Origin of the sequence: Enterobacter soli (assembly GCF_964208575.1) — a bacterium.
Lineage (GTDB): Bacteria > Pseudomonadota > Gammaproteobacteria > Enterobacterales > Enterobacteriaceae > Enterobacter > Enterobacter soli_A.
In genome coordinates this window covers 273480-298228 of sequence record NZ_CAXOFU010000003.1, presented here as the reverse complement: position 1 = coordinate 298228, position 24749 = coordinate 273480, and the positions used below count along the sequence as shown (strand labels likewise).

24 protein-coding genes are annotated in these 24749 nt (G+C 59.2%); 9 read left to right on the top strand and 15 right to left on the bottom strand.

What is annotated here, in order from left to right:
- Positions 1-11: 11 nt before the first annotated feature.
- From fur to ybfF, 5 genes are all read right to left on the bottom strand, one after another.
- Positions 12-458: a ferric iron uptake transcriptional regulator gene (fur, locus tag AB6V08_RS04825; RefSeq protein WP_112011494.1), complete on the bottom strand. Its 447-nt coding sequence runs from the start codon at positions 456-458 to the stop codon at positions 12-14.
- Positions 451-537, bottom strand: a complete 87-nt coding sequence (locus tag AB6V08_RS04820) for a ryhB-regulated fur leader peptide (RefSeq protein ID WP_182063536.1) — start codon at positions 535-537, stop codon at positions 451-453. Before AB6V08_RS04820 ends, fur begins: the two co-directional genes overlap by 8 nt.
- Before the next feature lie 210 nt (positions 538-747).
- Entirely contained in the window at positions 748-1278 is a 531-nt protein-coding gene (gene fldA / locus AB6V08_RS04815; protein WP_003858653.1) for a flavodoxin FldA, read from the bottom strand.
- 155 nt (positions 1279-1433) lie between these two features.
- A complete protein-coding gene (ybfE, locus tag AB6V08_RS04810) occupies positions 1434-1721 on the bottom strand; it encodes a LexA regulated protein (protein ID WP_368541608.1) in 288 nt (95 codons plus the stop codon).
- 129 nt (positions 1722-1850) lie between these two features.
- A complete protein-coding gene (gene ybfF / locus AB6V08_RS04805; protein WP_368541607.1) occupies positions 1851-2624 on the bottom strand; it encodes an esterase in 774 nt (257 codons plus the stop codon).
- A 183-nt stretch (positions 2625-2807) separates the two neighbouring features.
- Between ybfF and seqA the strand changes: the two genes are divergently transcribed.
- Both seqA and pgm read left to right on the top strand, forming a co-directional pair.
- Complete coding sequence (gene seqA, locus AB6V08_RS04800) at positions 2808-3356, top strand: replication initiation negative regulator SeqA (protein WP_368541606.1); 549 nt, start codon at positions 2808-2810, stop codon at positions 3354-3356.
- 24 nt (positions 3357-3380) lie between these two features.
- Complete coding sequence (pgm, locus tag AB6V08_RS04795; protein ID WP_368541605.1) at positions 3381-5021, top strand: phosphoglucomutase (alpha-D-glucose-1,6-bisphosphate-dependent); 1641 nt, start codon at positions 3381-3383, stop codon at positions 5019-5021.
- A 104-nt stretch (positions 5022-5125) separates the two neighbouring features.
- Here the strand turns inward: pgm and potE are convergent, their stop codons facing one another.
- The 9 genes from potE to kdpF all read right to left on the bottom strand — a co-directional run bounded on the left by potE (position 5126) and on the right by kdpF (position 17058).
- Entirely contained in the window at positions 5126-6439 is a 1314-nt protein-coding gene (potE, locus tag AB6V08_RS04790; RefSeq protein ID WP_368541604.1) for a putrescine-ornithine antiporter, read from the bottom strand.
- Entirely contained in the window at positions 6436-8634 is a 2199-nt protein-coding gene (gene speF, locus AB6V08_RS04785) for an ornithine decarboxylase SpeF (RefSeq protein ID WP_368541603.1), read from the bottom strand. Before speF ends, potE begins: the two co-directional genes overlap by 4 nt.
- Positions 8635-8889: 255 nt before the next feature.
- Positions 8890-8994 carry a leader peptide SpeFL gene (gene speFL, locus AB6V08_RS04780; protein ID WP_003858645.1) on the bottom strand — a complete coding sequence of 35 codons (105 nt, stop codon included), beginning with the start codon at positions 8992-8994 and terminating at the stop codon, positions 8890-8892.
- A gap of 278 nt (positions 8995-9272) precedes the next feature.
- Entirely contained in the window at positions 9273-9950 is a 678-nt protein-coding gene (kdpE, locus tag AB6V08_RS04775) for a two-component system response regulator KdpE (protein WP_368541602.1), read from the bottom strand.
- Positions 9947-12634 (bottom strand): two-component system sensor histidine kinase KdpD, encoded by a 2688-nt coding sequence (gene kdpD, locus AB6V08_RS04770; RefSeq protein WP_368541601.1) that lies wholly within the window; start codon positions 12632-12634, stop codon positions 9947-9949. Before kdpD ends, kdpE begins: the two co-directional genes overlap by 4 nt.
- Positions 12635-13210, bottom strand: a complete 576-nt coding sequence (gene kdpC / locus AB6V08_RS04765; protein WP_368541600.1) for a potassium-transporting ATPase subunit KdpC — start codon at positions 13208-13210, stop codon at positions 12635-12637.
- Positions 13211-13222: 12 nt separating this feature from the next.
- Positions 13223-15271 (bottom strand): potassium-transporting ATPase subunit KdpB, encoded by a 2049-nt coding sequence (gene kdpB / locus AB6V08_RS04760; RefSeq protein ID WP_368541599.1) that lies wholly within the window; start codon positions 15269-15271, stop codon positions 13223-13225.
- A gap of 18 nt (positions 15272-15289) precedes the next feature.
- Positions 15290-16969: a potassium-transporting ATPase subunit KdpA gene (gene kdpA, locus AB6V08_RS04755; protein ID WP_368541598.1), complete on the bottom strand. Its 1680-nt coding sequence runs from the start codon at positions 16967-16969 to the stop codon at positions 15290-15292.
- Positions 16969-17058 carry a K(+)-transporting ATPase subunit F gene (kdpF, locus tag AB6V08_RS04750; RefSeq protein WP_015386886.1) on the bottom strand — a complete coding sequence of 30 codons (90 nt, stop codon included), beginning with the start codon at positions 17056-17058 and terminating at the stop codon, positions 16969-16971. The genes kdpA and kdpF overlap by 1 nt, the downstream gene beginning before the upstream one ends.
- A 309-nt stretch (positions 17059-17367) precedes the next feature.
- Between kdpF and AB6V08_RS04745 the strand changes: the two genes are divergently transcribed.
- The 7 genes from AB6V08_RS04745 (at position 17368) to nei (ending at position 23087) form a co-directional block, all read left to right on the top strand.
- The gene (locus tag AB6V08_RS04745; protein ID WP_368541597.1) at positions 17368-17574 is read left to right on the top strand and encodes a YbfA family protein; all 207 of its coding nucleotides are present in this window, start codon (positions 17368-17370) and stop codon (positions 17572-17574) included.
- Positions 17575-17786: 212 nt separating this feature from the next.
- The gene (gene phrB / locus AB6V08_RS04740; RefSeq protein ID WP_368541596.1) at positions 17787-19199 is read left to right on the top strand and encodes a deoxyribodipyrimidine photo-lyase; all 1413 of its coding nucleotides are present in this window, start codon (positions 17787-17789) and stop codon (positions 19197-19199) included.
- A 10-nt stretch (positions 19200-19209) separates the two neighbouring features.
- Positions 19210-19953 carry a type 2 GTP cyclohydrolase I gene (locus AB6V08_RS04735; protein WP_368541617.1) on the top strand — a complete coding sequence of 248 codons (744 nt, stop codon included), beginning with the start codon at positions 19210-19212 and terminating at the stop codon, positions 19951-19953.
- A 14-nt stretch (positions 19954-19967) separates the two neighbouring features.
- Entirely contained in the window at positions 19968-20624 is a 657-nt protein-coding gene (pxpB, locus tag AB6V08_RS04730) for a 5-oxoprolinase subunit PxpB (protein ID WP_368541595.1), read from the top strand.
- The gene (pxpC, locus tag AB6V08_RS04725) at positions 20618-21550 is read left to right on the top strand and encodes a 5-oxoprolinase subunit PxpC (RefSeq protein WP_368541594.1); all 933 of its coding nucleotides are present in this window, start codon (positions 20618-20620) and stop codon (positions 21548-21550) included. Before pxpB ends, pxpC begins: the two co-directional genes overlap by 7 nt.
- Positions 21537-22274 carry a 5-oxoprolinase subunit PxpA gene (pxpA, locus tag AB6V08_RS04720; protein ID WP_368541593.1) on the top strand — a complete coding sequence of 246 codons (738 nt, stop codon included), beginning with the start codon at positions 21537-21539 and terminating at the stop codon, positions 22272-22274. The genes pxpC and pxpA overlap by 14 nt, the downstream gene beginning before the upstream one ends.
- Positions 22275-22295: 21 nt before the next feature.
- A complete protein-coding gene (gene nei, locus AB6V08_RS04715; RefSeq protein ID WP_368541592.1) occupies positions 22296-23087 on the top strand; it encodes an endonuclease VIII in 792 nt (263 codons plus the stop codon).
- A gap of 85 nt (positions 23088-23172) precedes the next feature.
- Here the strand turns inward: nei and AB6V08_RS04710 are convergent, their stop codons facing one another.
- A complete protein-coding gene (locus AB6V08_RS04710) occupies positions 23173-24456 on the bottom strand; it encodes a citrate synthase (RefSeq protein ID WP_368541591.1) in 1284 nt (427 codons plus the stop codon).
- Positions 24457-24749: the final 293 nt, after the last annotated feature.

The window sequence follows — 24749 nt, the reverse complement described above, 5'->3', positions numbered from 1 at the left end:
TGAAAGCGTCATTACTTCGCGTCGTGCGCGCGATCGTTCTCGCGGCAATCGCCTTCTGCACAGTGGCCGTACAGGTACAGGCTGTGGTTGGTCAGGCGGATGCCATGACGGGCGGCGATTTCACGCTGGCGTGATTCAATAGAGTCATCGCTGAATTCAATGACCTTGCCGCAGTCGAGGCAGATCAGGTGATCGTGATGGTGCTGCTGGGTCAGTTCGAATACAGATTTACCGCCTTCGAAGTTATGACGGGTAACAATGCCCGCGTCATCAAACTGGTTCAGCACGCGATACACGGTTGCCAGCCCAATTTCTTCACCCATGTCGATAAGACGCTTGTAAAGGTCTTCCGCACTGACGTGGTGATTGTCTGGCCCCTGAAGCACTTCAAGGATTTTTAACCGAGGAAGCGTAACTTTCAGGCCAGCCTTCTTTAATGCGGTATTGTTGTCAGTCATGCGGAATCTGTCCTGTTGCTAAACGATTCACTTCTAAGGAAGAAGTGACAGAGAATGCACTTGGGATAATGCGTATCATTATAGAACTGCCATGGCTAAATGAAAACTGCAAGTCTCAAGCAAAGTATGCTTATAAAAACGTGGTATCACCGACAAACTTGTCCGGGGAAGCCCACTTTACGTCAGGGGGATATTGTACAGGTCTGGGCGAAAAAGTTAAAAGTTTGTAGCAATTAATTTAATCGGTTTTCCCAGGATGCGGGCGCAACCGGAGTTGCGCCGCGGGATATCAGGCGTTAAGGATATCGTCGAGGTTCAGCTCTTCACGAACCTGCTTAACCCATTTTTCAACGCGCTCTGCGGTCAGTTCTGGCTGACGGTCTTCATCGATAGCCAGGCCAACGAAGTGGTCGTCATCTGCCAGGCCTTTAGAGGCTTCAAAGTGGTAACCCGCCGTTGGCCAGTGGCCGACGATAGCGGCGCCGCGCGGTTCAATGATGTCGCGAATGGTGCCCAGCGCGTCACAGAAGTATTCCGCGTAGTCTTCCTGATCGCCGCAGCCGAACAGCGCAACCAGCTTGCCGTTGAAGTCCACTTCTTCCAGCGTCGGGAAGAAATCGTCCCAGTCGCACTGCGCTTCGCCGTAGTACCAGGTTGGGATGCCCAGCAGCAGGATGTCATAGCCTTCGAGATCTTCTTTGCTGCTCTTGGCAATGTCATGCACATCGGCAACGTCTTTACCGAGCTGTTTTTGAATGTTTTTTGCGATGTTTTCGGTATTGCCGGTATCACTGCCGAAGAAAATGCCGATAATTGCCATGAGTAAAATAACCTCTTGAAACTTAATGGTATGGTGGCGCAATTTGTCCACGGATAAGGGCAATAATAGCAGAACAGACAACCCTGCGGAAACAGCTATCACGCAGGACTGCACTCTCTGCTACATGAAAAGAACGAGAAAGGGGATTTTCAGACTTATGCCTTGCCGCGCAATTGTTCGAGTTGCGCGATCAACATCTCTTCAATCAGCTCGCTACGGCTGATATCACGGGCGCTGGCAAGCTCGTTTAGCGCATCAACGGCATCGGCGTTGAGTTTCAGTTCGACACGCTTAAGCCCACGATTTTTATCGCGTTTAAGCTGGTTGCGTTTATTGATACGCAGCTGTTCATCGCGCGAAAGCGGATTTGTCTTAGGACGTCCCGGGCGACGCTCATTCGCGAACAGATCTATTGTCGTGCGGTCCGTTTGTTCTTTGGCCATGATTTAGAGACTTCGGGGGAAAACAAGCCGCCCTGCTAATGCCCGGGCGATAAGCGCGCCATCATACATCACCGAAAACGGCACGCCAACGACTGGAAGCCCGCAGCCTTCCGGTCGCTGCCTTTTTAATCAATTCGCAGTATCAGAGAGATAGCGGTGGATAGCGCGAAGCACGGCGTCGGGTTTTTCGGCGTGAACCCAGTGCCCGGCACCGGCAATAACGTGCGCGCGCGCCTCGGGGAACTGGCGCATTAACTCATCGCGACAGGCTTCGGTCACGTAGGGGGAGTTGCCGCCGCGCACGAAGAGGGTAGGGTGCGGCCAGGCCGGAATCGGCTCCCAGCCCACGATGTGTGAATATTGATCCCAAAGCACCGGCACGTTGAAGCGCCACTCGCCGTCGACAAAGGATTTCAGCAGAAACTGCACCACGCCTTCTTCGTCCAGATGCTCGCGCATGATCGCCGCGGCCTGCTGGCGGGTGGCGACCCCGGCGTCGGTGACGGCATTGATCGCGGCAAAAATCTCGTCGTGACGGCGAACGTCATAATCCACCGGCGCAACGTCAATCACCACCAGTCCCGCAATACGCTCTGGTGCAAGCGCGGTTAATGCCATCACCGCCTTGCCGCCCATTGAGTGCCCAATCAGCGTCACCTTTTCAAGGCCATGAGCGTCCAGCGTATCCAGAAGATCCTGCGCCATTGCTGAGTAGGTCATCTCCGGCGAGCGCCCGGACAGGCCGTGGTTACGCATGTCTACCTGCAAGATGTCACGATCGCTGACCAGATCGCGCGCCAGTACGCCCAGGTTATCCAGGCTGCCAAAAAGGCCGTGAACCAGTACGATGGGAGAATTATTGTTCGGCGATTGTGCAGATTGCGCTCGGGTATTCAATTTCATGGCAAAGTTCTTTTTTTACGTATGTCAGGTTAGGGTATCATGTTGACCATTCTGCCGCCCGGCTGCAAGGATCCAGTTTAATCTGACTTTTGCCTCCAGCCGGGCTTGACGCTATCCGCTGTTGGGATTTGCTCCTATAATCCCAACGACTTGTATTCAGATAAGATATCGCACTGGATTAAGATGAAAACAATCGAAGTTGATGACGAACTCTATCAGTATATCGCCAGCCAAACGCGGCATATCGGGGAGAGCGCGTCAGACATTTTACGGCGCATGCTTAAAATTTCCGCCGCCTCACAGCCTGTCACTCCTGTCGCGAAAGAAGTCGTGTCTCAGACAAGCGTTACCGCTGCCGCAAAACCTGCCGTGACGCAGGCGAAAGACAAAGTGCGCGCGGTGCGCGAGCTGCTGCTGTCTGACGAGTACGCCGAGCAGAAAAAGGCGGTTAACCGCTTTATGCTGGTGCTGTCTACACTCTACTCACTGGATAACAACGCGTTTGCTGAAGCGACCGAGTCGCTGCATGGTCGTACCCGCGTGTACTTCGCGGGCGACGAGCAAACGCTGCTGCAAAATGGCAATCAAACCAAACCCAAATACGTTGCCGGTACGCCGTACTGGGTCATCACCAATACCAACACGGGCCGCAAGTGCAGCATGATCGAACACATCATGCAGTCCATGCAGTTCCCGGCGGAATTGATTGAAAAGGTTTGCGGTACAATTTAACCCTTGCATAAGAAGGACCAGGCAATGGCAAATCACAGCCGTGCAGGACAACCTGCGCAACAGAGCGATTTGATTAACGTCGCCCAGCTGACGTCTCAGTACTACGTGCTGAAGCCGGAAGCGGGTAACGCAGAACACGCAGTGAAGTTTGGTACATCTGGTCACCGCGGCAGCGCGGCGCGCCATAGCTTTAACGAACCGCACATTCTGGCCATTGCCCAGGCCATCGCGGAAGAACGCGCGAAAAATGGCGTTACGGGTCCATGCTACGTGGGGAAAGATACCCACGCGCTGTCTGAGCCTGCCTTTATTTCCGTGCTGGAAGTGCTGGCCGCTAACGGCGTCGACGTGATTGTGCAGGAAAACAACGGCTTTACCCCAACGCCTGCGGTATCTAACGCAATCCTGGTCCATAACAAAAAGGGCGGCGCCCAGGCGGACGGTATCGTGATTACCCCGTCCCACAACCCGCCTGACGACGGCGGCATTAAGTACAACCCGCCTAACGGTGGCCCGGCGGATACCAACGTCACAAAAGTGGTAGAAGATCGCGCTAACGCTCTGCTGGCCGACGGCCTGAAAGGCGTGAAGCGTATCTCTCTGGACGCGGCAATGGCTTCCGGCCACGTGAAAGAGCAGGATCTGGTGCAGCCGTTTATTGAAGGGCTGGCGGATATCGTTGATATGGCCGCCATCCAGAAAGCGGGCCTGAAGCTGGGCGTCGATCCGCTCGGCGGTTCCGGCATCGAATACTGGAAGCGCATCGGCGAGCACTATAAGCTGGATCTGACCATCGTGAACGATCACGTCGATCAGACCTTCCGCTTTATGCACCTCGACAAAGACGGCGCGATCCGCATGGACTGCTCCTCCGAGTGCGCGATGGCGGGCCTGCTGGCGCTGCGCGATAAGTTTGACCTGGCCTTCGCAAACGATCCGGATTACGACCGCCACGGCATCGTGACCCCTGCGGGTCTGATGAATCCGAACCACTATCTGGCGGTGGCTATCAACTATCTGTTCCAGCATCGTCCGCAGTGGGGCAAAGACGTTGCCGTGGGCAAAACGCTGGTCTCTTCTGCGATGATCGACCGCGTGGTTGACGCGCTGGGCCGCAAGCTGGTGGAAGTGCCGGTGGGCTTCAAGTGGTTTGTTGACGGCCTGCACGACGGTAGCTTCGGCTTCGGCGGGGAAGAGAGCGCGGGCGCGTCCTTCCTGCGCTTCGACGGCACGCCGTGGTCAACCGATAAAGACGGCATCATTATGTGCCTGCTGGCGGCGGAAATTACCGCTGTCACCGGTAAAAACCCGCAGGAACACTACAACGAGCTGGCCGCACGCTTTGGCGCGCCAAGCTACAACCGTATTCAGGCGGCGGCAACCTCCGCGCAGAAAGCGGCGTTGTCTAAGCTCTCCCCAGAAATGGTAAGCGCCAGCACGCTGGCGGGCGATCCTATCACCGCGCGCCTGACGGCGGCACCGGGCAACGGCGCCTCCATCGGCGGTCTGAAAGTGATGACCGAAAACGGCTGGTTCGCCGCGCGTCCATCCGGTACGGAAGATGCGTACAAAATCTATTGCGAAAGCTTCCTCGGCGCTGAGCATCGCCAGCAGATTGAGAAAGAAGCGGTAGAGATTGTCAGCGAAGTGCTGAAAAACGCGTAAGTCGTGTTCTGGTGCGGCCTGATGCCCTCACCCCGGCCCTCTCCCACGGGGAGAGGGAGAAAACACTAAAAACGGCAACCTCAGGGTTGCCGTTTTGCTTTTACCTAACTGTGTTTGTTCTTCAATTCAAACCTCGGCGACACCAGACCGTACAGCGTCCAGCCCATAAAGGTCACCATCGCGCCGTACAGCATCGCCTCCTGCCCGGACGAGTAGAGCGCGTAGAAGCTGTAAATCGCCCCAATCAGCGCCACGATGTTCGCCGCCCTAGCTTTGCGCGGATCGACCTTCGCCACTTTCTGAATGATGACCAGCGCCGCCATCGACAGAATGTACGGAATGATGTTCGTCACCACCGCCAGGTTGACCAGCACGTTGAACTGGCTGTTCAGCGACGGGCTGATGGTCATCAGCGACAGGCCGCTCTGGAAGATCACAATGGCTAACATCCCCTGAACCGGCGCGTCGGCTTTGGTCACCCGGGAGAAGATTTTCGGGAAGTAGCCTTCGTCTGCGGAAGATTTGAACACCTGGGCAATGGTGAACTGCCAGCCGAGCAGCGAGCCGCAGCAGGACATGACCATCAGACCCATAATCACTTTCCCGACGCCCGGCGTGAACATCTGCGCGAAGGCCAGCCCGAACGGCGCGGTTGAGTTAGCGAGATCCATGTTCGGCACAATCCCGGCGATGACGTTGGTGGACACGATGTAAATCACCGCGGCGCCCAGCGTGCCGCCCAGTACCGCAATCGGCACGTTCTTCTCGGGGTTTTCCACCACTTCAGCGTTGGCGCAGGCCGACTCCAGCCCGAGGAAAGCCCACAGCGTCATGGCAATGGACGATCCCACGGCGGTGAAGAACGGCACGTGGTGCGGGTTCCAGGAGTTGGCGTAGAGCGCAGGGCTAAACCAGAACCAGCCGATAACGCACAGTCCCACGACCGGGATAATCACGCCCCAGACGGTAATGCTGCTGAGCTGCCCGGTGATCCGCGCGCCGCCGAAGTTGGCAACGGTACAGATCCACAGCACGCCGATGGTCGCCAGGCCGATTTGCACCGGGCTGAGGGTGGCGCCGAACAGTTCCGTCCCGTAGCCCACCGCCGAAATGGCAATCGCCACGTTGGCGATCAGCAGCGACACGCCGTAGGTATAGTTGGCCATAAAGTTGCCCGACTTCCCGAAGGCATACTCCGCATAGCCGCCCATGCCGCCCGACTTGCGGCTGAACATTCCGCACTTGGCAAAGGCCCACGCCAGCGCCATCGATCCCACCGCCGTCACCAGCCAGGAGATAATCGAGATGGTGCCCACTTCCGCAAGCTTGGTGGGCAGCATGATGATGCCCGAGCCCATCATGTTCACCATCGTCAGAATGGTCAGCTGCACCACGCCCATTTTGTTGGACTTGCTCATAATGTCTCTCCTTTCAGCAGCGATGGCTGCGCGGCGGGTTGTTTAATGACGTAGCAGCGCACCTGTTTGCGACCGTCACACTCCTCGACGTATACGCCCTGAAGCTCTGGCGCAAAGCCCGGCAGCAGGTTGATCCCTTCCTCCAGCGCGGCAAAGTAGCGCAGCACCGAGCCGCCCCAGACTTCACCCGGCACCACGCACAGCACGCCCGGCGGGTAGGGGAGCGCCCCTTCGGCGGCAATGCGCCCTTCGGCGTCGCGCAGGGAGACCAGCTCCACGTCGCCGCGCAGATAGGCGTAGTTGGCCTCCTGCGGCGACATCTTCACCGGCGGGAAGTGCGACCTGCGGAACATCTCTTTTTGCAGCTGCTTCACGTTGTTGCGGGCGTAGAGTTCATGCATCTCCCGGCAGATCTGGCGCAGGGTGTAGCCGGCGTAGCGTTCCGGATGCTGCTTATAAAGAGAAGGCAGCACCTCGTTTAGCGGCGCATCGTTCTCCAGCAGCTTTTCGAAACGCACCAACTGGGCGACGAGCTGCTGCAATTTGCCCATATCCTCCGCCGGCGTGAGCAGGAACAGGATCGAGTTGAGATCGCATTTCTCCGGCACGATGCCGTTCTCGCGCAGGAAGTTGGCGAGGATGGTGGCCGGTACGCCGAAATCGTCATACTCGCCGGTGCGGGCGTTGATGCCCGGCGTGGTCAGCAGCAGCTTGCACGGGTCGATAAAGTACTGGTGCTCGGCGTAGCCCTCGAAGGCGTGCCAGTTTTCCCCCGGCACGAAATGGAAGAAGCGCAGGTCGGTGGCGATGTTCGCCGTATCCCAGCTCTCCCACGGACGACCGTCGACAGTTTCTGGCACGAAGGGGCGCAGATACCGGCAGTTCTCCAGGATCAGCTTGCGCGCTTCGATACCGTTCACCACGCAGTCCATCCACATGTTGCGCCCGCTCTGGCCCTCGTGCATGCGCGCGTTGATATCCAGCGCGGCAAACAGCGGGTAGAACGGGCTGGTGGAGGCGTGCATCATAAAGGCGTTGTTGAGGCGCTTGTGCGGAACGTAGCGCTGCTGGCCCTTGATATGGCTATCTTTTTTATGAATTTGCGAGGTCTGGGAGAAGCCCGCCTGCTGTTTATGCACCGACTGGGTGACCAGGATCCCCGGATCGTTCTCGTTCAGCTCCAGCAGCAGCGGCGAGCAGTCCGCCATCATCGGAATGAACTGCTCGTAGCCGACCCAGGCCGAGTCGAACAGGATGTAGTCGCACAGATGGCCAATCTTATCCACCACCTGACGGGCGTTATAGATGGTGCCGTCGTAGGTGCCGAGCTGGATCACCGCCAGACGGAACGGGCGCGCGTCGCGGGCACGACCCGGCGCCACTTCCGACACTTGCTCGCGCAGGTAACGCTCCTCGAAGCAGTGCGCGTCAATCCCGCCGATAAAGCCGTACGGGTTGCGCGCGGTTTCCAGATAGACCGGCGTCGCGCCGGCCTGAAGGAGGGCACCGTGATGGTTGGACTTATGGTTGTTGCGGTCGAACAGCACCAGATCGCCCGGCGTCAGCAGGGCGTTAAGCACCACTTTGTTGGACGATGAGGTGCCGTTCAGCACGAAGTAGGTTTTGTCGGCATTAAAGACTTTTGCCGCGTGCTGCTGCGCAATGCACGGCGCGCCTTCGTGGATCAGCAGATCGCCCATCGCGACGTCGGCGTTGCACAGATCCGAGCGGAAAAGCGTTTCGCCAAAGAAGTCGACAAACTGATTCCCCGCCGGGTGGCGGCGGAAGAACTGCCCGCCCTGATGCCCCGGGCAGTCAAAGGCGCTGTTGCCTTGCTTAACGTAGTCCACCAGCGCGCGGAAGAACGGCGGGCGCAGCTGCGTTTCGTACTTCTGCGCGGCGGCTTCCAGCTGACGCCCGTAGTATTCGTTGCAGGTGTCAGAGCATTCAAACACGCCGTGAATGCGCGACAGGTATTCAGCCGGAACAATTTCCTCTTTATGGGTGGCAATAAAGATCGGAAGACCAAATCCCGTCGCTTCTATTTCTTCTATTGCGCCATTCATAATATCGCTGACCGCCAGAACAACGGCGGCGACATCAATATAGTCAGAGGCGCTGGCATCCACCAGGTCACGAGAGGTGGTAAAGCAGTCAGGACAGGTGCGGCTGGCCGCGATTTTTAAACTTTTCATCTTTATCTCTTTATTTCAGGCAATAGGGGGCCTTCGATTCTTCGCAATGAAAAAATCGATAATTTGCCGGGAAAAAAGCAAAGTCTGGCCGCTGATAAAAAATCAGTTAATTGCTTTTTTCAGAATTGAATTCAGTCCGCCCGGTGACGGATGAGTCTGAATCAAGAGGTGTGCGCGCACGCGTTCACAGGTAATGACCTGTAAAATAAGGTGTTTAAAGATTACCTGTAGGGCGGTGCGCCAGAAGTCGAAGGACTACCGGGCGTTAAAGAGATGAAAGTCGAAGCAGTTGCGGTGGGCAAACATCATGATATGTGTTGTCCGCCTTATATGGGGCATTAAACGATTGTTGTTTTCCATTTGGATATTCCTTTCAGTAATTGAAAGCACGGCCATTTTATCCAGGAAAGAGGGGTGAACCGTGAGTCAGATCACCGAAAACAGATCAAATCAGAAATAAATATTCGATTTTTATGAATATCGCAGATCAAAATGCTGTTTTGTATGCTTTGTGTTAATGCCTTGTTCTTTTCATGTTTTAAAAGGCAAAAATAAGCCGAAAATAACGACTTTGATTTTATTTAAATATTAAATTGGGGGAGCTATTGGCTTTAATTAAAATTAAAGTGAATAACTATTCAAAGCATGAACCGATAACCGATACCGGTTTCAGTTAATAAATGGCGGGGGCGCGCGGGGTCTATTTCAAGCTTCTGGCGCAGGTGGCCCATATAAATGCGTAAATAGTGACTATGCTCCACGGCATTCGGTCCCCAGACCTGACTTAACAGCTGGCGCTGGGTAAGCACCTTTCCGTGGTTGTTGAGTAAAACCGCCAGCAGGCGAAACTCAATCGGGGTGAGGTGGATCTCTTCGCTGCCGCGCTGAATGCGCCGCGAGGCCAGGTCGACCTGAATGTCGGAGAAGGTATAAACCGGTTCGGAAGGCGCGGTCGCGCTGTGCCGACGCAGCGCCACGCGCAGACGCGCCTGCAGTTCGCCAATGCCGAAGGGCTTGATCAGATAGTCGTCCGCCCCCGCGTCCAGCGCGGCGATTTTGTCGGACTCTTCGGTTCGCGCCGACAGCACCAGAATCGGCATCTGGCTCCACTGGCGCACTTCACGGATGAAGTCGATGCCGTCTCCGTCCGGCAGGCCGAGATCGAGGATCACCAGATCCGGCTTGCGGGTGGCGGCTTCAATCAGGGCGCGCTGCAGGGTGCCGGCCTCGTGCACGCGCAGGCCATCGCCTTCCAGCGCGGCACGCAGAAAACGGCTGATGGCGAGTTCATCTTCAACAATCAGAACGTTAATCACAGATCCTCGGGTAATTCATCAAGTTCAGGCGGGGCATCGAGGGGAAGTGTAACACAAAAACGTGCGCCTCCTTCCGGGCGGTTCTGCGCCTTGATGGTGCCGCCGTGGACGTCAATAATGGCCTGGCAAATCGCCAGCCCAAGCCCGACGCCGGGAATGGCGGACTCCTTATTCCCGCGCGCGAATTTCTCGAAGATGGCGTGCTCCTGCCCGACGGGAATGCCCGGCCCGGTATCCCAGACCTCAAGTTGGAGTACCTGCGCTTCCACCGTGGCGTTAATGCCGATCCGCGTCTTCTGCCCGGCGTATTTGGCGGCGTTTTCCAGCAGGTTGATGAGCACGCGCTCGAACAGCGGCCCGTCGACGTGGATAAGCGTCAGCGGTTCCGGCATGTTCAGCTCGATATGGCGACCGCCCATGCCCGGCTCCAGCATCTTCAGGGCGCTGCCGACCACCTCTTCAAGGGTCAGCCACTCTTTTTTCAGGTTAAAGCCGCCGGACTGAATGCGCGCCATGTCCAGCAGGTTGTTGACCAGACGCGTGGTATTGAGCACGTGCTGGCGGATTTCGCTCGCCTGAAGCGCGTGGCGGGAGCCTTCGGCGGCCAGATCCAGGGTCAGGATTTCAGACTGCCCAAACAAGACGGTGAGCGGGGTGCGCAGGTCGTGGGAAAGCGCCGCCAGCAGGGAGTTGCGAATGCTCTCGCGCTCGCTGGCGAGCCGGGCCTGCTCCTCGCTGGCGGTGAGGGCCAGACGCTCGAGGGCGCTGGCGACCAGCAGGGTAAAGGTTTCCAGCAGACGCTGCTGCTCGGGGATCATCAGCTGGCGCAGGTTGCTCGGTTCAACGATGACCAGCCCCTGATTTTTATCGGCGCTGCGCAGCGGCAGGATCTGATAGGGCACGCCCGGCAGCGTGTCGGTTCCGGCACCTGCCGGTAGGCCTTTGTCAAAGCTCCAGCGGGCGATGGCTTCATCCCAGGGCGTCATGCCGGAGGCCGGGGTCAGCGGACGCAAGCTGCCGTGCTCGTCGGGCAGTAAAATCAGGTTGCTGGCGTGGAAGGTCGAGCGAATAAACTGCTCGCTGGTTTGCACGATATCCAGCGGCGTGCGCCCCACGGCCAGAGATTTGGACATCTCGTACAGGTGGCGCGTGCGCTGCTCGCGATAGCGGGCGATGCGCGCCTGGTAACGCACCCCCGCCGTCAGGTTGCCGATCACCAGCCCGACGGTGAGCATGACGCCGAAGGTGAGAATGTACTGCACGTCCGATACCGCCAGTGTGCCGCGCGGGGCGATAAAGAACAGATCGAAGCTGATGACGTTAATCACCGTGGCCAGCACCGACGGCCAGCGCCCGTAAAAGAGCGCCACCACCACCACGCCCAGCAGGTAGATCATCACCAGGTTGGCGGCATCGAAGGCAATCAGCCACTGGCTGGCAATCAGAGTGATCAGCGCGCACAGCACCACGGCCACGAGGCAGCCGCGGATCTGAATTCGCCATTTGTCGCCAAAGCTGCGGGCGTCCGGCAGGCGGCCGGGAAGGGGAGAGGGCCTGTCGTCGAGGGCGACGATCACCAGATCCAGATCGGGGGCGCGGCGGGCCAGCTTATCGGCAAAGGATTCACGGCTGAACCAGCGGCGGTGCTGGCGACGGCCAATGACAATTTTGCCCAGATTGTGTTCCCGGGCGTAGCGCAGGATGGCTTTCTCCTCCTGCGGCTCGGAGAGCGTGGCGGTTTCCGCCCCCAGCTCCTGCGCCAGCCGCAGCGAGCTTAAAATCGCCCGGCGCTGGTTTTCCGGCAGGGCGTGAAGCTGCGGCGTTTCAACATACACCGCGTGCCAGACGCTGCCAAACTTGGCCGCCAGGCGGGCGGCGGTGCGGATAAGCTTTTCGTTGCCGCTGCCGTGACCGATGCACAGCAGAATCGCATCGCGCGTGTGCCAGACGCGCTCCTGCCCCTGCAGGTCGCGCCAGGCGCGCATCTGATCGTCCACGCGATCGGCGGTGCGGCGCAGGGCCAGCTCGCGCAGGGCGATCAGGTTGCCTTTGCGGAAGAAATGCTCGATGGCGCGTTCGGCCTGCCCGGCGATATAGACTTTGCCCTCGTGCAGACGCTGGCGTAAATCATCCGGCGGCAGGTCGACCAGCACCACTTCGTCGGCGGCATCGAAAAACGGATCCGGCACGGTTTCCCGCACCTGGATCCCGGTCACGCCGCTGACCACGTCGTTGAGGCTCTCAAGATGCTGCACGTTGACGGTGGTAAAAACGTCAATGCCCGCGTCGAGAAGCTCCTCCACGTCCTGCCAGCGCTTCGGGTGGCGCGAGCCGGGCGCGTTGCTGTGCGCCAGCTCGTCCATCAGGATCAGGGCAGGGCGGCGGGCGAGGGCGGCGTCCAGATCGAACTCGGTGACCAGCCGCCCGCGGTGGCTGATGCGCCGCGGGGGCTGCGTCGCCAGCCCGGTCAGCAGCGCCGCGGTCTCTTTGCGTCCGTGCGTTTCCACTACCCCAATAAGAATGTCGAGCCCCTGCGCCCGCAGCCGCTGGGCCTCCGTCAGCATGGCAAAGGTTTTCCCGACGCCCGCGCAGGCGCCAAAGAAGATTTTCAGCTTGCCGCGGTGGGCTTCAGCGGTCTGTTCGAGCAGCCGGTCCGGATCCGGGCGCATCGGCTCGTCGGTCATTTAGTTTTTCCTTAGCGCGTCCAGCGCCAGATTCAGCTCAACAATATTCACGACCGGCATCCCGAGGAAACCGACCAGCGGCTTTTGCGTGCGCTCTGCCACCAGCTTGCTCACCTGCTCGGTGGTCAGCTGGCGGGCGGCGGCAACGCGCGGGATCTGCCAGGCCACAGCCTGGGGCGTGAGGCTGTAATCCAGCCCGCTGGCCGAGGCGGTGACCAGCTCGACGGGCACCTCGCGGCTGGCCTGCGGGTTGGCGGCGCGCAGGGCCGCCACGCGGTCGGCAACGGCGTTATCCAGCGCCGGGTTGCTGCCCGCCAGGTTACTGCCGCCAGACGCCATCGGATTATACGGGCTTTCTGCCGTGGCGGAAGGACGGCCCTGGAAGTAGCGAGCGTCCGTGAAGTTCTGCCCAATCAGGCGCGAGCCGCGGTTTTCACCGTCCTGAATAATCAGCGAGCCGTTCGCCTGGTCGGTAAACCACCACTGGCCGAGGGCCGTCGTGACCAGCGGGTACAGCCCGCCGGTGACCAGGGACAGCAGAATAAACAGAAGTATAGCGGGGCGTAACATTGTCATTTGACTCACCTTTTAAACCAGCCCGAACAGGGTTAACAGCACGTCGATGGCCTTAATGCCGATAAACGGCACCACCAGCCCGCCCAGGCCGTAAATCCACAGGTTGCGGCGCAGCATGGCGGCGGCGGTCAGGGGCTTATAGCTCACCCCCTTCAGCGCCAGCGGGATCAGGAAGACGATGATCAGGGCGTTAAAAATGACCGCGCTGAGAATGGCGGACGCGGGGGAGTGCAGGTGCATCACGTTCAGCGCATTCAGCTGCGGATAGGTCGCCGCAAAGGCCGCCGGAATAATGGCGAAGTACTTCGCCACGTCGTTGGCAATGCTGAAGGTCGTCAGCGAGCCGCGGGTCATCAGCATCTGTTTGCCGATGTGCACCACTTCAATCAGCTTGGTCGGGTTAGAGTCGAGGTCGACCATGTTGCCCGCCTCTTTCGCCGCCTGCGTACCGGAGTTCATCGCCACCGCCACGTCGGCCTGGGCCAGCGCCGGGGCGTCGTTGGTGCCGTCACCCGTCATCGCCACCAGTCGGCCTTCCGCCTGATACTGACGGATCAGCGCCAGCTTGGCTTCCGGCGTGGCTTCGGAGAGAAAATCGTCCACGCCCGCTTCGGCGGCAATCGCCGCGGCGGTCAGACGGTTATCCCCGGTGATCATCACCGTTTTGATGCCCATTTTGCGCAGCTGGGCAAAGCGCTCTTTGATCCCGCCTTTGACGATATCCTTCAGCGCAATCACCCCGAGCACGCGCGAGCCTTCCGCCACCACCAGCGGCGTGGCGCCCTGACGGGCCACGCTTTCTACCAGCTTGTCCACTTCCGGCGGGAAATGACCGTTGTTGGCTTCGATGTGGCGGCGAATGGCATCCACGGAGCCTTTGCGGATCATCCGGTCCTGAATGTTGATCCCGCTCATGCGGGTCTGGGCGGTGAACGGCACAAAGGTGGCGTGCAGGCTCTGAACGTCGCGCTGGCGCAGGTTGAAGCGCTGCTTCGCCAGAATCACGATGCTGCGGCCTTCGGGGGTTTCGTCCGCCAGCGAGGAGAGCTGCGCCGCATCGGCCAGCGTTTTTTCATCCACGCCGGGAGCCGGAAGGAAGTCGGACGCCTGACGGTTGCCGAGGGTAATAGTCCCGGTTTTATCCAGCAGCAGCACGTCCACGTCGCCCGCCGCCTCAACGGCGCGCCCGCTGGTGGCAATCACGTTGGCGCCCAGCATCCGGCTCATCCCCGCCACGCCAATGGCGGAAAGCAGGCCGCCGATGGTGGTTGGGATCAGGCAGACCAGCAGCGCCACCAGCACGGTCACGCTCACCGCCGTGCCGCCGTATAAGGAGAACGGCCACAGGGTGGCAGTCGCCAGCAGGAAGACGATGGTCAGCGCCACCAGCAAAATGGTTAACGCGATTTCGTTTGGCGTTTTGCGGCGCTGCGCCCCTTCGACCATGGCGATCATCCGGTCGAGGAAGGTTTCGCCCGGGTTTACGCTGCACTGGATCACCAGCCAGTCGGAGAGAATACGCGTCCCGCCCGTGACCGAGGCGAAATCGCCGCCGGATTCACGGATAACCGGCGCGGACTCCCCGGTAATGGCGCTTTCATCAACCGATGCGCCGCCCTCAATGACTTCACCGTCGCAGGGAATGATGTCCCCGGCTTCCACCAGCACCACGTCGCCCTTGCGCAGCTCGTCGGCGGGGACGTGATCCATCTGCGCGCCGTATTTAGGCTCGCGCAGCTTGCGGGCGAAGGCGGTCTTTTTGACCCCTTTCAGGCTGTTGGCCTGGGCTTTGCTGCGGCCTTCCGCGAGGGCTTCGGCAAAGTTGGCGAACAGCACGGTGAACCACAGCCACAGGCTGATTGCGCCGGTGAACAGCGCATTGCCCGGCAGATGACCGGTCCCCATCGCCACCGCCAGCGCGGTGGTCAGCACGCTGCCCGTCCAGACGATAAACATCACCGGGTTATGCCACTGAACGCGCGGGCTTAACTTTTTCACCGCGTCCATTAGCGCCTGGCGAACTAACGCAGGTTCGAGCAGGGCCAGTTGTTTACGACTCATGACAAATTCTCCGCAAAATCAGCGTAAAGAGAGTGTTTCCGCGACCGGGCCTAACGCGAGGGCGGGGATAAAGGTCAGGGCGCCGACCAGCAGCACGGTGCCAATCAGCAGGCCGATAAACAGCGCGCCGTGAGTGGGCAGCGTGCCGCTGGTGGTCGGCTGTATTTTTTTACTCACCAGCGAACCGGCAATAGCCAGCACGGGCACGATGACCCCGAAGCGGCCCACGAACATGCAGAATGCCAGCAGGCAGTTCCAGAACGGCGAGTTGGCGCTCAGGCCGGCGAAGGCGCTGCCGTTGTTGTTGGCGGCGGAGGAAACGGCGTAAAGCACTTCGCTAAAGCCGTGGATGCCCGGGTTGAAAATCCCGCTGCGTCCGGCTTCGGTCATCAGCGCCAGCGCGGTGCCGAGCAGCACAAGCGCCGGGGTGACCAGAATGGCCAGCGCGGTGAGCTTCATCTCGCGCACGTCGATTTTTTTACCCAGATATTCCGGGGTACGCCCGATCATTAGCCCGGCAATGAACACCGCCAGCAGAACGAACAGCAGCATCCCGTACAGCCCGGAGCCAACGCCGCCGAAGACCACTTCGCCGATCTGCATCAGCCACATCGGGATCATGCCCCCCAGCGCGGTAAAGGAATCGTGCATGGCGTTGACCGCACCGCACGAGGCCGCCGTGGTGACCACCGCGTACAGGCTGCTGGCGAGAATGCCGAAGCGGCTCTCTTTGCCTTCCATATTGATATTGCTGTCGGCGCCCAGCGCCATGAAGTGGCTGTTGCCGTGCCACTCGGCCCACATTACCAGCGCCACGCAGACGACGAAGATAAGCGACATCGCCCACAGCAGAGTGCGGCCCTGGCGGCGGTCGTTGACCACGTCGCCGAAGGCAAAGCACAGCGCGGCGGGGATCAGGAAGATCGCCAGCATCTGCACGTAGTTGGTCAGCGCGGTGGGGTTTTCAAACGGGTGCGAGGAGTTGGCGTTGAAGAACCCGCCGCCGTTGGTGCCGAGCATTTTGATCGCCTCCTGCGACGCGACGGGCCCCATAGGCAGAAGGGCTTTTGCCCCTTCCAGCGAGGTGTAAGGCGCGCAGGGCAGCAGGTTTTGCAGAGTGCCTTGCTGGATAAAGAACAGGGCAATCAGCAGCGAAATCGGCAGCAGCACCCACAGGGTGATGCGCGTTAAGTCGACCCAGGCGTTGCCGAGCGTGCCGACATTCTGACGGGCAAAGGCGCGGGTCAGGGCGAAAATCACAGCAATGCCGCTGGCGGCAGAAAGGAAGTTCTGCACCGTTAAGCCCGCCATCTGGCTGAAGTAGCTGAGGGTGGTTTCCCCTGCGTAGGATTGCCAGTTGGTGTTACTCACGAAGCTGACGGCGGTGTTCAGCGCCAGGTGCCAGGAGAGGCCCGGAAGCTGCTGCGGGTTCAGGGGCAGGATGCCCTGCAGCATCAGCATGGCGAATAGCGCCACCAGCCCGACGAGGTTCAGCAGCAGAATCGCCGTCAGGTACTGACGCCAGTTCATCTCCTGGTCGCGTATTCCCAGCACGCGCCAGATACCTTTTTCGACGCGGCCCGCAGCGGGCAGCGCCACGTTGTTGATCATCCGCGCAAGCAAGGTTCCCAGCGGCCTTGCGAGCAGGAACAGCACCAGTAAAAAGCTGGCGATAAGCAAAAACGCCTGAGCAGCCATCAGAATGCCTCCGCATTAATCAGGGCATAGACCAGATAACCCAATAACAGGAACACCAGCACGATGCCGGTAATCAGACCTGCACTCACAATCCACCTCCGGGTGACATTTGTATTTGTGCTAACGGTAGGATTTATGGCGCAAAGATTTCGCAAAAATCAGGACGGGGGGTGTAAAAAAAGTATAAAAACGGCAAAGACCCTAATTTAACTATTGATAAGTATATTGTTAACTTTTCTGTAACTTTCTTACGGCGGGAGTGTAAATATTCACTAAATGGATGAAAATAAGTGGTCGGATGAGTAGTAAAATTACAAACAAAGCGATATTATTTTATCCAGGTCACAGATTTTGAATTTTCCGGATGACGTTTCCGGCCAACTACAGGGGAGAAAAATATGGATCTTTATAAAGACTATCCGGCTCATATCGTTCTGATGCGTCGCACTTTCGCCGTAGTGGCTGGCGTGCTGGCTCTGCCGGTGATGCTGTTCTGGAAAGATCGCGCACGTTTTTACAGCTATCTGCACCGCGTCTGGGCGAAAACCAGCGAAAAACCGGTGTGGATGGATCAGGCCGAAAAAGCGACCTGCGACTTCTACTAAAAAAAGACGTACACACAGCAATAAAGAAACCGCCAGCAGCAATGTGGCGGTTTTTTTTGTCCCCAGCGCAGGACACGTCGCGTTCAGGCCGACTCGAGCGGCCTTTTTTATTTCAGGGCGTCTACACTTCATGGCAAAGTAGTTGGAAACATGCCCCTTTTTCCTTTGGCGGCATGACCTTATGGACGTAATGGATATTAGCCTGGAGTTTTATGCCCACCCATCTGGTTTGGTTTCGCGCGGATTTACGCGTTCATGACAATATCGCCCTGGCGGCCGCCTGCCGCGCCAAAGACGCCCGCGTGCTGGGGCTGTTTATCGCCACCCCCGGTCAGTGGCAGGAGCACGAGATGGCGCCGCGTCAGGCCGCCTTTCTCAACGCTCATCTTAACGACCTGCAGCAGGCTCTTGCGGAAAAGGGCATCCCTCTCCTCTATGAAGAGGTGAGCGATTTTGCAGCCCAGGCGCAAAAGGTGCAGGAGATCTGCGAGAAGCAGGACGTTACGCACCTGTTCTATAACTACCAGTACGAATTCAACGAGCAGCAGCGGGATCGGCAGCTGGAGAAGGCGCTGGACGTGGTGGTGTGCCAGGGATTTGACGACAGCGTCATGCTCCCGCCGGGCAGCGTCATGACCGGCAGCCGCGAGATGTATAAAGTCTTTACGCCGTTCAAAAACGCCTTTATCAAGCGGCTCAAGGAGTCGCTGCCGGAGTGCGTCGCGGCGCCGTCCGCGCGGGGGGATGCGCTAACCGATCTGCCGGAGCTCACGTTTGACTACCCGCAAAAGGACTTTGACGAGGCGCTGTTCCCCGCCACGGAAAAAGCGGCCATCGCCCAGCTGCGCAGCTTCTGTAAACACGGGGCGGCAGAGTACGAGGCGCGCCGGGATTTCCCCGCCGTCGACGGCACCAGCCGCTTATCGGCCTGTTTAGCCCTCGGCGTGCTCTCTCCACGCCAGTGTTTGCATCGCCTGCTGGCCGAACAGCCTCGGGCGCTGGAGGGGGAGGGGGGCGCCGTCTGGCTCAACGAGCTGATCTGGCGCGAGTTCTATCGCCATCTGATGACATATCATCCTGCTTTATGCAAACATCGGCCATTCATTCGCTGGACGGATAAGGTCAGCTGGCAGCATAACGATAAGCACCTGAAAGCCTGGCAGGACGGGGCAACGGGCTACCCGATTGTCGATGCGGCCATGCGTCAGCTCAATGAAACCGGGTGGATGCATAACCGTCTGCGAATGATTACCGCCAGCTTCCTGGTGAAGGATCTGCTTATCGACTGGCGTATCGGGGAGCGTTATTTTATCTCTCAGCTGATCGACGGCGATCTGGCTGCGAATAACGGGGGCTGGCAGTGGGCCGCCTCCACCGGAACCGACGCGGCGCCCTATTTCCGGATTTTTAATCCGACCACCCAGGGGCAAAAATTTGATGCTGACGGCGAGTTTATCCGCCGCTGGCTGCCCGAGCTGAAGGATGTCCCGGCGAAGGCTGTCCACGAGCCGTGGGCATGGGCGGAGAAGCAGGGCGTAACGCTCGACTATCCTCGTCCTATTGTCGACCACAAACAGGCGCGCGTCGCCACGCTGGCGGCCTATGAAGCCGCCCGCAAAGATTAAGAGAATGATGATGAAAAACACTGCACTTGAAAGCCTGATTAACGAAAAGCTCAATACCAGCGCCTTTAGCGACTACGGTCCGAACGGTTTACAGGTCGAAGGGCGTGAAAACATCCAGAAAATTATCACCGGCGTGACCGCCAGCCAGGCGCTGCTGGACGAAGCGGTGCGTCAGGAGGCGGATGCGGTCATTGTCCACCACGGCTATTTCTGGAAAAACGAATCGCCGATTATTCGCGGCATGAAGCGTAACCGCCTGAAAACCCTGCTGGCCAACGACATCAACCTTTACGGCTACCATCTGCCGCTGGATGCGCACCCGGAGCTGGGCAACAACGTTCAGCTCGCGCAGCTGCTGGGCATTACCGTGATGGGCGAAATCGAACCGCTGGTGCCGTGGGGCGAGCTGGCGATGCCGGTGCCGGGGCTGGAGCTGGCCTCCTGGATTGAAGCGCGTCTGGGGCGTCGTCCGCTGTGGTGCGGCGATACCGGGCCGGATACCGTTAAGCGCGTTGCCTGGTGTACCGGCGGCGGCCAGGGCTTTATCGACAGCGCGGCGCGTTTTGGCGTGGATGCGTTCATCACCGGTGAAGTGTCGGAGCAAACCGTTCACTCCGCCCGCGAGCAGGGCCTGCACTTCTACTCTGCCGGACACCACGCCACGGAGCGCGGCGGCATCCGCGCCCTCAGCGAATGGCTGACTGAAAATACCGATCTCGACGTGACCTTTATCGATATCCCTAATCCTGCGTGATGAGAGGTGCCTGAGTGCAGCGAGCGCGTTGTTATCTTCTGGGTGAAACGGCGGTGGTGCTGGAGCTTGAGCCGCCCGTCACCCTTGCCACGCAAAAGCGGATCTGGCGGCTGACGCAGCGCCTGGCCGAGATCCCGGAGGTGGTGGAAGCCATTCCGGGGATGAATAACATCACCGTGGTGCTGCGTAATCCGCACACCGTGGCGCTGGACGCCATCGAGCGTTTGCAGCGCTGGTGGGAGGAGAGCGAAGCGCTGGAGCCGGAATCCCGCGCCATCGAGATCCCGGTGGTCTATGGCGGCAGGGGTGGCCCTGATTTGTCCGTCGTCGCCGGGCACTGCGGGCTGACGGAAAAGCAGGTGGTCGAGCTGCACGCGTCGGTGAATTACGTGGTCTGGTTCCTGGGATTCCAGCCGGGCTTTCCGTATCTGGGCGGCCTGGCGCCCGAGCTGCACACCCCCCGTCGTGCGGAGCCGCGTCTGAGCGTTCCCGCCGGGACGGTGGCGATCGGCGGGGAACAAACCGGAATTTATCCGCTTGCCTCGCCCGGCGGCTGGCAGCTGATCGGGCATACCTCCGTTCCGCTGTTTGAGCCGGGGCACGATGCGCCCATCCTTCTTCGTCCTGGGGACACGCTGCGCTTTATTCCGCAGAAGGAGGGGATATGTTAACGCTTATTCGCGCGGGGCTTTACACCTCGGTTCAGGATGCGGGGCGCTTTGGCCTGCGCCAGTCGGGCGTGAGCTACTGCGGCGCGCTCGACCGCCCGGCGCTTGAGATTGCCAACCTGCTGGTGGGCAACCCCGGCAGCACGGCGGCGCTGGAAATCACCCTCGGGCAGTGCGTGGTGGAGTTTAGCGAGGAGACCTGGTTTGCCCTGACCGGGGCAGGCTGCGACGCGACCCTTGACGGCAAAGCGGTGTGGACCGGCTGGCGCCTGCGCGCCGGTGCGGGTCAACAGCTGGTGCTTAACCGTCCGCGGCACGGGGTTCGCAGCTATCTTGCGGTGGCCGGGGGCATCGACGTGCCGGAGGTGATGGGGTCGTTCAGTACCGACGCCAAAGCGGGGATCGGCGGGCATGAAGGGCGGTTATTGCGCGACGGCGATCGTCTGGCGATCCGTCCCTCTGCACGCCATTTTTCCACCACTCAGGGGGTGAAGCAGCTGCTGTGGGGAAACCGCATTCGCGCCCTGCCGGGGCCGGAGTACCATGAGTTTGACGAGGCGTCGCAGGACGCTTTCTGGCGTTCGCCCTGGCATCTTAGCCCCCAGAGTAACCGGATGGGCTATCGCCTGCAGGGGCAGCCGCTGACCCGCACGACCGGGCGCGAAATGCTGTCGCACGGCCTGCTGCCGGGCGTGGTGCAGGTGCCGCCCAACGGTCAGCCGATTGCGCTGATGAACGACGCCCAGACTACGGGCGGCTATCCGCGCATCGCCTGTATTATCGACGCCGACCGCTATCATCTGGCGCAGATCCCGCTCGGGCAGCCGATCCACTTCGTTCAATGCTCGCTGGAAGAGGCGCTGACGGCGCGTCAGGACCAGCAGCGTTATCTGCAACAGCTGGCGTGGCGACTCGATGGTAAAGATTGATTTAAACGCCGATCTGGGCGAGGGCGGCAGCGCGGATGCGGAACTGATGACGCTGGTTTCGTCGGTAAACATTGCCTGTGGGTTCCACGCGGGGGATGCGCAGACCATGCTGACCAGCGTGCAGCACGCCATTACACACGGCGTAGCGATAGGCGCGCACCCGAGCTTTCCGGACCGGGAGAACTTTGGCCGCACGGCGATGACGCTACCGCCGGAAACCGTCTACGCCCAGACGCTGTATCAAATCGGCGCGCTGGAGGCGATGGTTCGCACCCGACATGGCGTGCTGCGCCACGTGAAGCCCCACGGAATGCTGTACAACCAGGCGGCGAAAGAGCCCGCGCTTGCCGACGCGATCGCCCGCGCGGTGCGGGACGTCAATCCCCGGCTGATTCTGGTGGGGCTGGCGGGAAGCGAGCTGATTCGCGCCGGGCAGCGCTATGGATTAACCACCCGTCAGGAGGTGTTTGCCGACCGGGGCTATCAGCCGGACGGCAGCCTGGTGCCGCGCGGCCAGCCGGGGGCGCTCATTACGGACAGCGGGCTCGCGCTGGCGCAAACTCTCGACATGGTGCGTAGCGGGCGGGTAAAAACGGCCGACGGGGCGCTGGCAAAGGTCCAGGCGGACACGGTTTGTTTACACGGCGACGGCGAGCACGCGCTGCTGTTTGCGCGTCGGCTGCGCGAGGCATTTGCGGAACACGGCATTCTCGTCAGCGCCTGAATTTCACGATAAGGATAAAAGATGCCAGAAGGTCCGGAGATCCGCCGTGCAGCGGATAGCCTGGAGGCGGCGATAAAAGGCAAACCCCTGACGGAGGTCTGGTTTGCTTTCCCTCAACTGAAACCGTTTGAAGCCGATTTGATTGGGCAAACGGTGACCTACATAGAAACCCGGGGCAAAGCGCTGCTCACGCACTTTTCCCATAACCTGACGTTATATAGCCATAACCAGCTTTACGGCGTCTGGCGGGTAGTCGACGCGGGTGAGCAGTTACAAACTTCCCGCGTGCTGCGCGTTAAGTTGCAGACCGCGGAGAAAGCCATCCTGCTTTACAGCGCGTCGGACATTGAAATGTTAACGCCAGAGCAACTGCTTACTCACCCGTTCCTGCAACGGGTAGGCCCGGATGTGCTGGATATGCGGCTGACGGCGGCCGAGGTGAAGGCCCGTCTGCTCTCGCCAAAATTCCGCAACCGCCAGTTTTCCGGTCTGTTGCTCGATCAGTCGTTTCTCGCCGGGCTGGGCAACTACCTGCGGGTGGAGATCCTCTGGGCGGTGGGGCTGGCGGCGCAGCGCAAAGCGTCCCAGCTAAGCGACGACCAGCTGGAGGCGCTGTCCCACGCGCTGCTGGATATCCCGCGCTTGTCGTATACCACGCGAGGCGTGGTGGATGACAACAAGCATCACGGGGCGCTTTTCCGGTTCAAGGTGTTTCATCGCGAGGGGAAAAAGTGCGAGCGGTGCGGCGGGATTATCGACAGGACAACGCTCGCTTCAAGGCCGTTTTACTGGTGCCCGCATTGTCAGAAATAAAAAAAGCCGGGTGGCGGCTACGCCTTACCCGGCCTACATTTCTGACTCGTAGGCCCGGCAAGCGATAGCGCCGCCGGGCATTTTTTTAGCGCTTGATATCAGACTTAAAATCACGCTGCTCGTAGCCGGTGTACAGCTGACGAGGACGGGCAATTTTCATGCCTTCGCTGTGCATTTCGTTCCAGTGCGCAATCCAGCCGACGGTACGGGCCATCGCGAAGATCACGGTGAACATGGAAGACGGAATACCCATCGCTTTCAGGATGATACCGGAGTAGAAGTCCACGTTCGGGTAGAGTTTCTTCTCGATGAAGTACGGGTCGTTCAGCGCGATGTGTTCCAGCTCCATCGCCACTTCCAGCAGGTCATCTTTGGTGCCCAGCTCTTTCAGCACTTCATGGCAGGTTTCACGCATGACGGTTGCGCGCGGGTCATAGTTTTTGTAAACACGGTGACCGAAGCCCATCAGACGGAAGGAGTCATTCTTGTCCTTCGCGCGACGCACGAATTCAGGAATGTGCTCAACGGTGCTGATCTCTTCCAGCATCTTCAGCGCCGCTTCGTTCGCGCCGCCGTGCGCCGGTCCCCAAAGGGAGGCGATGCCCGCAGCGATACAGGCGAACGGGTTCGCGCCTGAAGAGCCAGCGGTACGGACGGTAGAGGTAGAGGCGTTCTGCTCATGGTCGGCGTGCAGGATCAGGATACGGTCCATTGCGCGTTCCAGTACCGGGTTCACTTCGTACTCTTCGCATGGGGTAGAGAACATCATGCGCAGGAAGTTGCCCGCGTAGGAGAGGTCATTGCGTGGGTAAACGAATGGCTGACCGATGGAATATTTGTAACACATCGCCGCCATGGTTGGCATTTTGGACAGCAGGCGGAACGCCGCGATATCGCGGTGGCGTGGGTTATTCACGTCCAGCGAGTCGTGGTAGAACGCCGCCAGCGCGCCGGTAATACCGCACATCACCGCCATCGGGTGAGAGTCACGACGGAACGCATGGAACAGACGGGTGATCTGCTCATGAATCATGGTGTGACGGGTGACGGTGGTCTTGAATTCATCGTATTGCGCCTGCGTTGGCTTCTCGCCGTTCAGCAGGATGTAGCACACTTCCAGATAGTTGGATTCGGTAGCTAACTGATCGATGGGGAAACCGCGGTGAAGCAGGATACCTTCGTCACCGTCGATAAAGGTGATTTTGGATTCGCAAGATGCGGTGGAGGTGAAGCCTGGGTCAAAGGTGAAAACCCCTTTTGAACCCAGGGAACGGATATCAATAACATCCTGACCGAGCGTGCCTTTTAGCACATCCAGTTCAATAGCAGTGTCACCATTTAGGGTGAGCTTTGCCTTTGTATCAGCCATTTACGGTCTCCTTAGCGCCTTATGCTTAAGACTGCGCTTTACCGGATTTGCATTCAGCTGTTAATCACCGTTACCAGATTGTTATTTGGCTTACCGCTCAGCTCACGAGGACAAACCAGGGTACAGAGCTATGGCGCCTTGCAGGTAAACGAATGAAAAATCAGTGAAACAACAGCAAATCAGTGTCTTTGCAGTCCGAATTATTCAAACCTGTATATCACTAATAACTGTCCTGATAACTTCGGTCAATACCGTCACACTGTTACATAACTATTTGTCAGGTGAAAGAGAGA

Coding starts and splice junctions, on each gene's coding strand:
- speF (WP_368541603.1), bottom strand. CDS start 8,634: ATGAAAAGTTTAAAAATCGCGGCCAGCCGCACCTGTCCTGACTGCTTT.
- nei (WP_368541592.1), top strand. CDS start 22,296: ATGCCAGAAGGTCCGGAGATCCGCCGTGCAGCGGATAGCCTGGAGGCG.
- speFL (WP_003858645.1), bottom strand. CDS start 8,994: ATGGAAAACAACAATCGTTTAATGCCCCATATAAGGCGGACAACACAT.
- AB6V08_RS04710 (WP_368541591.1), bottom strand. CDS start 24,456: ATGGCTGATACAAAGGCAAAGCTCACCCTAAATGGTGACACTGCTATT.
- pxpA (WP_368541593.1), top strand. CDS start 21,537: ATGGTAAAGATTGATTTAAACGCCGATCTGGGCGAGGGCGGCAGCGCG.
- pxpC (WP_368541594.1), top strand. CDS start 20,618: ATGTTAACGCTTATTCGCGCGGGGCTTTACACCTCGGTTCAGGATGCG.
- AB6V08_RS04820 (WP_182063536.1), bottom strand. CDS start 537: ATGATACGCATTATCCCAAGTGCATTCTCTGTCACTTCTTCCTTAGAA.
- potE (WP_368541604.1), bottom strand. CDS start 6,439: ATGAGCAAGTCCAACAAAATGGGCGTGGTGCAGCTGACCATTCTGACG.
- phrB (WP_368541596.1), top strand. CDS start 17,787: ATGCCCACCCATCTGGTTTGGTTTCGCGCGGATTTACGCGTTCATGAC.
- kdpB (WP_368541599.1), bottom strand. CDS start 15,271: ATGAGTCGTAAACAACTGGCCCTGCTCGAACCTGCGTTAGTTCGCCAG.
- kdpD (WP_368541601.1), bottom strand. CDS start 12,634: ATGACCGACGAGCCGATGCGCCCGGATCCGGACCGGCTGCTCGAACAG.
- fur (WP_112011494.1), bottom strand. CDS start 458: ATGACTGACAACAATACCGCATTAAAGAAGGCTGGCCTGAAAGTTACG.
- ybfF (WP_368541607.1), bottom strand. CDS start 2,624: ATGAAATTGAATACCCGAGCGCAATCTGCACAATCGCCGAACAATAAT.
- AB6V08_RS04745 (WP_368541597.1), top strand. CDS start 17,368: ATGGATCTTTATAAAGACTATCCGGCTCATATCGTTCTGATGCGTCGC.
- ybfE (WP_368541608.1), bottom strand. CDS start 1,721: ATGGCCAAAGAACAAACGGACCGCACGACAATAGATCTGTTCGCGAAT.
- seqA (WP_368541606.1), top strand. CDS start 2,808: ATGAAAACAATCGAAGTTGATGACGAACTCTATCAGTATATCGCCAGC.
- AB6V08_RS04735 (WP_368541617.1), top strand. CDS start 19,210: ATGAAAAACACTGCACTTGAAAGCCTGATTAACGAAAAGCTCAATACC.
- kdpC (WP_368541600.1), bottom strand. CDS start 13,210: ATGACAATGTTACGCCCCGCTATACTTCTGTTTATTCTGCTGTCCCTG.
- pgm (WP_368541605.1), top strand. CDS start 3,381: ATGGCAAATCACAGCCGTGCAGGACAACCTGCGCAACAGAGCGATTTG.
- kdpA (WP_368541598.1), bottom strand. CDS start 16,969: ATGGCTGCTCAGGCGTTTTTGCTTATCGCCAGCTTTTTACTGGTGCTG.
- fldA (WP_003858653.1), bottom strand. CDS start 1,278: ATGGCAATTATCGGCATTTTCTTCGGCAGTGATACCGGCAATACCGAA.